This is a genomic window from Schlesneria sp. (assembly GCF_036405755.1).
Taxonomy (GTDB): Bacteria; Planctomycetota; Planctomycetia; order Planctomycetales; family Planctomycetaceae; genus Schlesneria; species Schlesneria sphaerica.
Genome location: NZ_DASWWZ010000336.1, coordinates 1 through 10,762 on the forward strand (window position 1 = coordinate 1; position 10,762 = coordinate 10,762).

8 protein-coding genes are annotated in these 10,762 nt (G+C 58.2%); 2 read left to right on the plus strand and 6 right to left on the minus strand.

All coding sequences use genetic code 11. The annotated features are described in order from the left end of the window. The 4 genes from VGE80_RS11640 to VGE80_RS11655 form a co-directional block, all read right to left on the minus strand. Positions 1-1,264, minus strand: a 1,264-nt coding sequence (locus VGE80_RS11640; RefSeq protein ID WP_440592788.1) for an ATP-binding cassette domain-containing protein, incomplete at its 3' end; no start/stop codon positions are given. A gap of 154 nt (positions 1,265-1,418) precedes the next feature. Continuing rightward, the gene (gene cax / locus VGE80_RS11645; protein ID WP_440592789.1) at positions 1,419-2,555 is read right to left on the minus strand and encodes a calcium/proton exchanger; all 1,137 of its coding nucleotides are present in this window, start codon (positions 2,553-2,555) and stop codon (positions 1,419-1,421) included. A 41-nt stretch (positions 2,556-2,596) separates the two neighbouring features. Further along, the gene (corA, locus tag VGE80_RS11650; protein WP_397568632.1) at positions 2,597-3,559 is read right to left on the minus strand and encodes a magnesium/cobalt transporter CorA; all 963 of its coding nucleotides are present in this window, start codon (positions 3,557-3,559) and stop codon (positions 2,597-2,599) included. A 225-nt stretch (positions 3,560-3,784) separates the two neighbouring features. After that, entirely contained in the window at positions 3,785-5,272 is a 1,488-nt protein-coding gene (locus tag VGE80_RS11655) for a sulfatase family protein (protein ID WP_440592790.1), read from the minus strand. Positions 5,273-5,694: 422 nt separating this feature from the next. Here VGE80_RS11655 and VGE80_RS11660 point away from each other — a divergent pair, with 422 nt between their 5' ends. Then, positions 5,695-6,699, plus strand: a complete 1,005-nt coding sequence (locus VGE80_RS11660) for a metallophosphoesterase (RefSeq protein WP_440592791.1) — start codon at positions 5,695-5,697, stop codon at positions 6,697-6,699. A 120-nt stretch (positions 6,700-6,819) separates the two neighbouring features. On the opposite strand, the gene VGE80_RS11665 is transcribed toward VGE80_RS11660, so the two are convergent. Both VGE80_RS11665 and VGE80_RS11670 read right to left on the minus strand, forming a co-directional pair. Next, positions 6,820-8,289 carry a hypothetical protein gene (locus VGE80_RS11665; protein ID WP_373649084.1) on the minus strand — a complete coding sequence of 490 codons (1,470 nt, stop codon included), beginning with the start codon at positions 8,287-8,289 and terminating at the stop codon, positions 6,820-6,822. A gap of 13 nt (positions 8,290-8,302) precedes the next feature. Further along, a complete protein-coding gene (locus VGE80_RS11670) occupies positions 8,303-9,406 on the minus strand; it encodes a substrate-binding domain-containing protein (RefSeq protein ID WP_440592792.1) in 1,104 nt (367 codons plus the stop codon). Between the two features lie 289 nt (positions 9,407-9,695). Between VGE80_RS11670 and VGE80_RS11675 the strand changes: the two genes are divergently transcribed. Further along, on the plus strand, positions 9,696-10,736 hold the full coding sequence (locus VGE80_RS11675; RefSeq protein WP_373649086.1) for an ABC transporter ATP-binding protein: 1,041 nt from the start codon (positions 9,696-9,698) through the stop codon (positions 10,734-10,736). Positions 10,737-10,762: the final 26 nt, after the last annotated feature.

Genomic DNA, 10,762 nt, shown 5'->3' on the forward strand with positions numbered 1-10,762 from the left:
TATCGGCCACGGCGATGCGCCCATCCTTGAGGACGCAGATCCCTTCGGCCTTACCAATCGCGTACTCCGGCATCCACCATTGTCGCTGGAGATCCCCCTCGCCATCGAACACCAGTACGCGCCCCGCATTATCGAGCACCAGATATTCGTCCTGCGGAGAAACGGTCATCCCTCGTGGAGCGGGAACCCGCGCACCGTCAGGGGGCATCTGCCAGGTTGACTCGGCTTTCACCGGCAAGATCGGCGACGTATCAAACAGACAACCAGGCAAGAACAGCAGCAGTAACAGAACCTGCAAAAGATGCAGGACCACTCGCTGCCCCGGTTGAATGTCGGTACTTCCCTGAGACCGCACGACAAAAGGGTGCACAGTCCCCGATCGCTCGTCCCGGATATCGACCTCTGTGGAGGCACCCGCAAACCGCGATCGCTCGACAATCAACGCACTGTCGTCGTGAGGTTGAACCGTGATCCGTTCGGGCCGAATGGAGACGTGCAGCGAACGTTCCGTTTCCCCCTCAGTCTGCCGTGGTCCCTCGCAGTTCAGCCATCGTTGCGAGTCTTCGGACGCCAGCCAGTTGCAGGGTCCCAGCAGCTCAGCCAATTCTCGAGTAGGTGGTTTGTGATAGAGCGACATCACGTCACCTGCATAAGTGACGACACCTTTTCCCAGGCAAATCACGTGCTGGGCCTCGCGCAGGACCACATCCGGCAGGTGTGTCGCCAGCACCAGCGATGTCCCTCGTCCCTGGCAATGTTCGCGGATTGCGGCCCAGTAGCAGCCACACCGAGCGGAGTCCACGTGAGCCAACGGTTCGTCCATCACGAGCACCTTTGCCTCGGACGCCAGACCGCGCGCCACGTTGAGCCGTGACCGCTCCCCTTGCGAGAGCGATCCGGGAGTCGCATCACTTTGCTCTGTTAAATCAAACCGGGCGAGCAGTTCGTCTGCTCGTCCCGTGGGGTCCCGTTGCGTGGCTGGCATCACGGTCAGCAGGTGATCTCGCGCACTCAGATGAGGCCACAAGCCATGATTGGCGGGTACCCAGAAGAGGGGAAGTTCTGCCGCGGGAACGTCCGCCTGAAAAAGCACCTTCCCGGAAGAGGGTGTCTCAAACCCGACAAGAAGGTTCAGAAGCGACGTCTTGCCCACCCCTGAATGCCCCAGCACAGCCGTGATTCCTTCCGGAATCGCTAGCGAGACGCGGTCCAGTCGCGGAGACCGACGCCCTGATAGCGATACTGTCTCAAGGGACCATAACACGGCGGATCCTGGCGGAAATCGGTTAGACATGACCACAAAAAAGACGGAATGACATAATCCTAACCAGCACTTCCCGGGAAAGCCAATCGCATTCCGCGGATTTTTGCCGACACGACCGAAAGAGAGCATCGACTCGCATCGCCATCGCTGCTGGTCAAGGCAGGAAGAAGAACAGAATCGCCAGGATCAGATAGACCGAAAGCAACTGCACTCCTTCGAGCCAATTGCATTCACCATCACCGCTGATCACCGATACGATCCAGACGGCGAGTGTCAAGGCGACGATCTCGGGCATGGAGAATTCCAGATTCATCGGCTTCGCAAAAAAGTACGAAGCAAACACCAGCACGGGCGTGACGAAGAGCGCGATCTGAATACTGGCACCAACGGCAATCCCCAGGCTCAGGTCCATATTGTTCTTGAAGGCGGCCAGGATGGCCGTCGAATGTTCTGCGGCGTTGCCGATGATCGCCACGATGATGACCCCGACAAAGACCTCGGTCACTCCCCACGATTCGCGTGCCGCTTCAACCGAGCCAACCAGAAACTCGCTCATGATCGCCACGAACAGTGTGGAAACCGCCAGCACGGCGATCGACTTGCGCAGCGACCACGGCGTTTCTGACTCTTCAGTCGCGGCTTCATCACCGTGGTGCTCGGGCGAGAAGAGCCCGCGGTGCGTGACCAGCAGAAAGACCAGCCATAAAATGTAGGTGAGCGCCAGCACAGACGCGATCGCCAGAGACAACTTTTGCTCTGCCTCAGGGGTCCAGCCGCCGGGATGCTGGGCAGCGGCGATGTGAAAGACCGACGGTATGATCAGACCGATGGCCGCCAGTGCGAGCGACGTCGTCGAGATGCGCGCCCCTGCACGGTTAAACGTCTGTCGTTCGTAACGTAAGCCCCCCGCCAGCGTCGCCGCCCCGAGAACGAGCAGAATGTTGCCGATAATCGATCCCGTGATCGACGCTTTCACGACATCGATATAGCCCTTCGAGAGGGCGATCAAAGCGATAATCAGTTCCGCCGCGTTGCCGAATGTAGCATTCAATAGCCCCCCCACGCCGTGTCCGGCGCGATGACTTAAATGCTCTGTCGCGCGCCCCATCCAGCCTGCCAGAGGAATAATGGCGACACACGTCACCACAAACAGCAGCGTCTCATTCTTGAGCGAAGGGACGAACCGAAGCAAGAAGGCGATCGGCACCGCCAGCAGCATCCCGTCGAGGGCATGCATTTCCAGAAAGGTTGTCCAGCGGTTCGGCTTTTGTTCGATCTGTAAATCCGTCACGGGTCGTTGACTCCAGACTGGAAGGTCTCACTTCAGACGGTTCAGAACCACTTGCTACGACGAAAATAATAAATCATTCCCAGGGGAATGACCGCGCAACTGACCAGCATGAAGTTCATCATCGAATTCGACTTCGTCGGCAGCCCCTCAAAATTCTGCCCCCAGAAGCCGGTAATGAAAGAAAGCGGCATGAAGATCGCGCTCAACAGCGTCAACCGTTTCATGATCTCATTCGTCCGCTGCGACGCAGACCAGAGATACGCATCGAGCGCGTTTCCCAGCAGATCGCGTGTCCCTTCCACCCGTTCATGGATGCGCAGGACATGGTCATACACGTCACGGAAATAGAGCGCCGTGGACGAGCCAATGCGACCGTCACCCCGCTTCGCGAGCAGCGCAAACACATCCCGCTGGGGGGACAGAACCTTCCGCAATTCCACCAGCAGCCGTTTCAGGCGAAAGATGTCAGCCATTTCCACTTTGTGACTCCCCCCCAGCACCTGATCCTCCACCTCTTCCACCTGGGCCGCCACATCATCCAGCAACGGAAAAAAACCGTCGACAATCGCATCGGCGACGAGATAGCTGACGAAATCGGCCCCTCGTTTGAAGAGCGCCCCATCCCCTTTCAGTCGGCACCAGACTGTTTCCAGGGGTGCGATATGCTCGACATGGACCGTAACGATGTAGTCTCTGTTCAGAAATGTGTGCAGTTCCAGGGTATCCAGCGGCTCTGAAATCGAATCCGTCAGACGAAAGCCATGGGTAACAAGAAACAGATAATCGCCGTACTCCTCCATTTTCGGCCGCTGATCGAAATGGGAACAGTCTTCGATGGTGAGTGGATGGAAGTGGAAACGCTGTGCGAGCACCCCGAGCTGCGCTTCATCCTGCTTTTCCAGATCGATCCAGCGCAAGACACCGGGCGGAGGGGGACCGACCTTGTCGATCCCTTCGGTGACCGATACCTGTCCCTCCGCTGTGACTTCGAGCACACGAAACATTCGGGAACTCTCTTCTTTCGGTGGCGTGATTCACCGCAACCAACGGATGACTTTCCGTCCGGGGCCTGCGGGTTCGAACGGGACGATCAGGCTGCTGGAATTCATACCGTCTGGCCATATCGATTACCACCGGGACCGACACAGATCATCACCGCGGATCCGTATGACTTCCATCGGGGGCCCTGGAACGAGCGGATCCTCAGGGAAACGATTGGACTCAGCAGGCTACTTCCCCTCTTGTCTCCAGGCTTTCATCAGCTCGATATTCTTTCGCAGGAGTTGTCGCTGAGGGGTCTCCCGGGCTCCCTCCCCGCCCAGGTAACTCGCCATATCGCTGTCGTACATCGCTTCGGTTTCGGGCGTACGTCCGAGATCATTTGTCCCGGTCATCCAGAGTTCCAGTCGCAGTCTGAGATCCGTCAGTGTTTGAGCGTAAGCAGGATCGTCCGCCAGATTGCGGAGTTCATGGGGATCTGCAGCCAGATCATAAAGTTCTTCAGCAGGCCTGGTGGGGGCGAACAGCAGCGATTCTGTCAGCGCATCGAGTTGCTGGTTTTCGTGCAGTTCGCGCAACTTCTGGACAATCGGCTTGTTGTCCTTATACCGGTTCGGCTGCAGATGAGGCCGCTGCGGCAGGAAGTTGCGGATGTACTTGAACCGCTCCGTTCTCACTGCCCGTATGTGATCGACAGTTTCGTCACAGCGATCTCGCGCACTGAAGACGGCCTGACGCGGAGCATAGTTCTTCGCAAGAAGATCCTTCGACTGCATTGTCGCGGGGATCGCAAGTCCGGCAAGAGCGAGGGAAGTGGCGACGAGATCGATGTGCTCTACCAGGTCTTCTCGCACTTTGCCCTTCTCGATGCCAGGCCCCCGGATGACCAGAGGGACGTGAATCCCTTCGTCGTAGAGGAACTGCTTACCTCGCGCATGACTGATACCGTGATCTGTCATAAAGAAGATGATTGTATTGTCGAGCAGCCCCTCGCGCGTCAGTCGCTCAATCACCTGACCGACCTGCTTATCCGTATGCCGGCAGGCATCCAGATACTGTGCCCAATCATCAAGGAGAACCTGATCACGAGGATAATAAGGTGGCAGTTTGACAGCCTGCGGGGATGTCAAACTGCCCAGTTCCTGCTGTGCGATTTCGTTCCAGCGATGATTATGACGAAGCTTGCCACCCTGCAGTTGAATCTGAGCGAAGAACGGCTGCCCCTTGGCACGGCCGCTCCAGTCGTTTCCGTTGTAAATTCCCCGATCCCACTCGAAGTTGTAGTCCGTCTTGCCAAGTCCCTGGTCTTTTTGCGGCCAACTGCTGATCGTCGTGAAATAACCCGCTCGCTGAAAGATCAGGGGTGCTGGCTCAACGCCTGCAGGGAGAAGAATCTTCTCGGTCCCTCGGCCGCTGCGGTGATGGTGCGCTCCGATCGATGTCTGATACATGCCGGTAATCAAGGCCGATCGACACGGAGAACAGACGGGGGCGGTCACGAAGCAGCGTTCGAACTTGGTCCCCTGCGAAACCAGGCGGTCAACATGAGGTGTCTCGATCAGTTTCTCGCCAAACGAGGAAAAGTTGGCCGACATGTCGTCGACAATAATCCAGACAATGTTCGGGCGAGGATCCGGTTCCGCATCGGCGGCGTGCAGCCAACCCGGGTTTAAGAACAGGACAGTCAGACACATCATCGCCGACAAGATCGACTTCATCTAATCGCCCTTCTTTACAGTTCCGCCTTATGTCGCCGTTGTTGCCCAGTTCGGATCCCATAGATCGCTTGGATCCCGCAGATTAGATCCTTTGCGAGACCAACGGGTCACCCTGTGCAAAAAGCAGACCGTCGCTGTCAGGATGTCACATCGAGTGGATTGGCAATCCAGGCAACCTCAAGTTCCTTCGCTCCCGACTCGCACGATATTCGCCGAGCACCCCGGAAGGCAACGCAGCCCGCAGGAGCCGCGCACGCATCCATCGCTGGAAAACCAGTTCGTCTGGGCGGTAGGACTCCACCCAGCGTCATGCCTCAACAAATACTTCAACTGACGTGTCGATTGAGATACTCTGTCGTGGCCTGTTGTGACTCTTATTCGAGTCGGTCAGAACCGCGTGCCTTCAGCCGAGATTCGCACTCATGCAACGACGTACTTTCCTTCAGTCGGTCGCACTGTCATCCCTTCCCCTCTTGAGCGGTTCGCTGGCGAACTCGTGCAAGGCGGAAGAGAAAGAGCAGCGATTCGGTGATCTGCTGATCCGGCCCCAATCCACGGATCATCTCGACATACTCTTCACCCCCAGCAGACCACGGACCGTCCGACTGCTCCAACTGGCAGACACGCATTTCCATCCCGGCGACGGAACCAACAAGGCAACGGAGGAAATGCTGCGGGGACTGGTCGACCGCGTGAAGCCCGACTTCATCATTCACACCGGCGACTTCGTCAACAACGATTCATCGAAACCGGTGGAATGGACCGGAATGGACATTCTCAACGGCCTGCAGGTTCCCTGGACCCTCTGCTTTGGAAACCATGACTACCCGGTCAAACAGGCAGAAGGCTCCCTTCCGCTCGACGACATCCGGCAGAAAATGGAACGGGGATTTCAGGGCTACCACGACGCAGCCACCGGACGCCATTACTGCTACCGCTACGACATCATGGACAAGGATAACCCTCAACCGCGAGCGTCCCTGTTCTTCTTTCAGGTCGGCTACGCACCCGGTGATCGCCGTATCTCTGACCCGCAGTTGGCGTGGTTCCGAGCTCAGATGGAACGAGATGCCCAGCGACAGGTCAAATCTCCGATCACGGTCTTCGTTCATATTCCGTTGAAGGAGTATCACGACTTGTTCGAGTCGGGACAGGCAGAGGGGGACAAGGCCGAGAAGGTTTGCTTCGACAGTGACACCGGCCAGTCCTTTCAGGACTTTTCGGCCTCGGGCCGGGTGGTGGGGGTCTTCTGCGGCCATGACCATGTCAACAATTATCACGGCAAATGGCAGGGTATCGAATTGGCTTACGGACGTGTCAGCGGTTGGGGCGGTTATGGCCCCCCCGCCTGGAAACGGGGAGGCCGGCTGATCGAACTCGACCTTCAGTCGCCAGAACCCCGCCCGCAGCATACCGAAGTATTCTGATCGTCAGGCGGACCGGCGCAGCGCACGCTTACGCACGTGTGCTGCGTCTGTTCGGTGTTCACCTCCCGTGGTCACCTCCCGTGGTCACCTCCCGCACCCGATGTCGCGGGAGTCTGTCCGCTACGATCGAAACAGTCGCATGATGCCGATCGCCAGACACAGCAAGGCGATCGGCATCCCGAAGAATGCGAACGCTTCGGCAGACAGCGCCGCTGACCGTCCGAAGTGCATGAAGTTATAAAGCCTTACCAGGCCCGAGGGCATTCCGGTCGGAGCGAGTAGATACGCGGTCGACAGGTCGAGATAGGCCCAATAGCACAGCAGGCCAATCGCCAGCAAACGGGGTTGATCACGCAGTCGGAACGCTAAACTTCCCGCCAGTCTCGTCGGATGTGGCATCTCGGCCTGAGCTGCCGCAGGGGATTCCATGGATGCACTCGTTCGCCCCGCTCCGTTTGTCAACAGGCTCGCAAGGTAAAGCCCCTCACCCGACTGAGTCGCTTCCAGCCAGAGTCGCACGAGTACCGCTCGAGGGAACAACCACACCGTCACAGCGATCACCCAGGGAATCGGCGTATCATAGAACGGACGAAACCAGGGTTGCTGAAACAAGCGCGAGACCGCAAGACTGAGCAGCAGCGACCCCGCCAGCCCCGGTAACAGCACCCCCTGCACGCCGATCCGAACGAACCGCGAACCCTGTTGTGAACGCAGAAACCGGCCACTCATCCCCCAAGTCGCTAATCCTGCAGTCAGGCTGATCGCCACCGCGATCACAACCTCGTGGCTGAGTCCCAGCAACTGCGTGCGCTGGACCAGGATCAGCCGTAACCCGCTCAGCAGATTTGATCCCAGAAAAATGAGGGGAATCAGACATCCCCCCGTCAGGGCCACAGCCAGATAGAGCAATGCCATTCCGTGGTTCCGGGCCGAGACACGGAACTCGTGATTCGCTTCCACGTGAGGTGTCTGCCGGTGGACGGCCCAGTTCACGATTCCCAGAACAAGCGGCAATTGCATCACGACGGGCCAGGACGACTGAGCCAGCATCGCGTTTCGGTCGAGTCCGACGCGCTGGGCAGCGATGAACCAGTCCGTCCAGCTCGCCGTCTGCAGCAGCGCCGCCAGTTCAAACTCCTGGAACGCAACCAGGGCCATCAGCCCCAGGGCGGGCAGAACTCGCCGTACCGGGTCGTTCCAGATGCAGGCGAGCAGACGTGCCAGCTCTCTCAGCGAGAACCCGCTCTGTCGGACGAGCATCCATCGGCAATAAAGGGCCGAAGCACTGGCCAGTCCCGGCGGTGAGGCAAGTAGCGTCACCACGCCGATCGGAACAATCCGCAGCAGCAACAGTCCCGTACAGAGCCATTCCGCCGCGCGCGACGACGAGAGTGCCGGCCCCCGGTACGTGTAACCCACCAGCAGTTCCGGAAAGAGAAATGGTGCGAGCACCAGGCCGAAAGCCAGGGGACGCCACCGATCCGACACCTGACGCAGCCAGCGTTCAACGCCGATGCAGATGGGCCATGCACACAAGCAAAGCACGCATGTCCGAACCAGTGTCCACCAGCAGGCCCACCCGAGACTCATGCAGCACCCTGTTTCACTTCAGGTACTCCGCTTTCAACCACTCAAGACATTCCCGTCGGGCGGGAAGCAGGCCTCGCAGATCGACCCCGTCGCGAGCCCACTCCGTCAACTTCTGCACCTCTGCGGGAATCAGTTCGGCATTTACTTCGCCCAGAGGAATCTGCCGTGCTTTTGATTTGGCGAGTGCCAATTCGGTTTCGGCAGACGCCAGAAAATTAACCAGTCGCTGCGCGGCGGTCAGCCGGCCGGTTCCTTTAATGATTCCGACCGTGTTCGGAATACAGACCGTGCGGTACTGTGTCGCCGTCGGCGAATTCTCGGCAGGAACGGCCTGGTGATCCGATTGAGGCGGGACGGCAGAGATGCGAACGGGAAGCATCTCGACGGGTAACCCGTCATCCAGCGCCACGAACACGTCATCGGTGTCTGTTAATCCGGCATCGCAAGTCCCTCGGGCGACGATGTCTTTGACAGCCGCATTCCCATCGACTTCGCGCAGGCCCCGCATCCGCAAATCACGGTGCCAGTCTTTCAGACGTTCGCCCCCCCACAAGTGCCAGAGTACGGTGTAATGAGTGAGCGTCGTACCGAACAGCGGCTTCGCCATCGCGACGCGGGCCGGTTCCAGCCCCAGCAGCGTACTGAAGGTCTCTTCTGATGAGGCGACCTGACTCGTATTGAAGATGATGACACGCAATCGGGCAGCGAATCCGACCCAATAACCCTCGGGGTCGCGAAACTGCTCGGGAATACGGTTCCACGCAGCCCCTCGATGAGCCTCAAGCAAGCCCTGCTGCTGCAACTCCACCATCCCCAGCAGTTCGTTGTTCCAGAAAACATCGCAGCGAGGCTGCGCCGCTTCCTGGACAATCAGATTGATTAACCCGAGCGATTTTGTCGCTTCTGTGTCATATCGCGTCTGAACTTGAATTCCTGTCTGGCGGGAGAACTCGTTCAGAACATCTTCGGCAAAGATCCGGTCGTGGGCACAGTAGACGACCAGCGTGTCTGCGTCAGCCCCCGACCGTGGCAATACACCCAGCCAGACACCCGCCAGCAACAGGACCGCGAGCACGGGAAGCAAAACCGCTGAACGGTTCATTCGATTGACGACCATCGTAGTTCCACCAGAGGAATCAAGGGAATTTTGAACGGGTACGGTACGATGCCTGTCCGCCTTCGATCAACCGAACTCAGAAAGAGTTTCGCAGAGAATGTCCGACTTCGACGATTTCTTCGTCGCGTGTCAATGGCTCCGTCTCATCGGCGCAGATATTATCATGATTGGAACCCTCTGAACGAGGTCGTGTCGAAACCACCCATCTGTGAGGCGACGCTTGACGGACAATACTTCGGATTCCCCGCAGTCGCACAGACTCGCCGAGTCTGAGGGATCACTTGGCGCCGTGGCCCCTCCTTCCCGAATTCTGGTCGAAGCGATCAAACTGCAGAAGCAGTTCGGAACGCACGTTGCCGTCAAGGACGTCAGCTTCTCGATCCGGGGTGGGGAAGTCCTCGGACTGCTGGGTCCCAATGGAGCGGGCAAAAGCACGTCCATGATGATGATGGCGGGGCTGCTGACCCCGACCAGTGGCGAAGTCCGAATCAATGGAAAACACTTCGACGGGAAAGATCTTTCCCTGCGTCGGGTCTTTGGCCTGGTTCCCCAGGAATATGCCATCTATCAGGAACTCAGCGGTCTGGACAATTTGAAGTTCTTCGGAAATCTCTACGGAATTCGAGGCGAAGAACTGGACCAGCGCTGCAGCGAAGTTCTGGAAGAGATTGGTCTGACAGAGAGCGCTCGCCGGAAAGCGGGAAACTACTCTGGCGGCATGAAGCGCCGGCTCAATTTTGGCATCGCACTGATGCAGAGGCCGCAGATCCTGATCCTGGATGAACCGACTCTGGGGGTCGATCCCCAATCGCGTGCGCGACTGATGGACTGTATTCGTAAACAGACGGCCGCCGGCGTGGGCGTGATCTACGCCAGTCACTATATGGAAGAAGTCCAGTCGATTTGCGAACGGGTCGCGATCATCGATCAAGGGGTGGTGCTGGTGAACGACTCGATTCACAGCCTGCTGTCGGGGATGTCCGCCGATGTTTTCCTGTACGTGGATCGGACGGACGGGGTTGCTGCCGAACTCGGGGATTTAGCACGCGTGGGCGTCAGTAACGACAATGAACCCGCCGTCATTGTCTCGGGCGGGACATCTGTCGGGAACCTCGCAAAAACAAACGGACAAAATCCCACGGCCCGCGACGGAAGCCACCCGATGACCAACCCTCATTCACCCCATGACGAACACGATCTGGGAACACGGTTGCGCGCCACCCTGGACAAGCTCGAAAAATCAGGCGTTCAAGTCTTGCGGGTGGAAACTCAGCAATCGAATCTGGAAGGACTATTCCTCAAACTCACCGGGAAACGCCTGCGGGATTGACGGACCACGTCGTCGACAAAAAACTC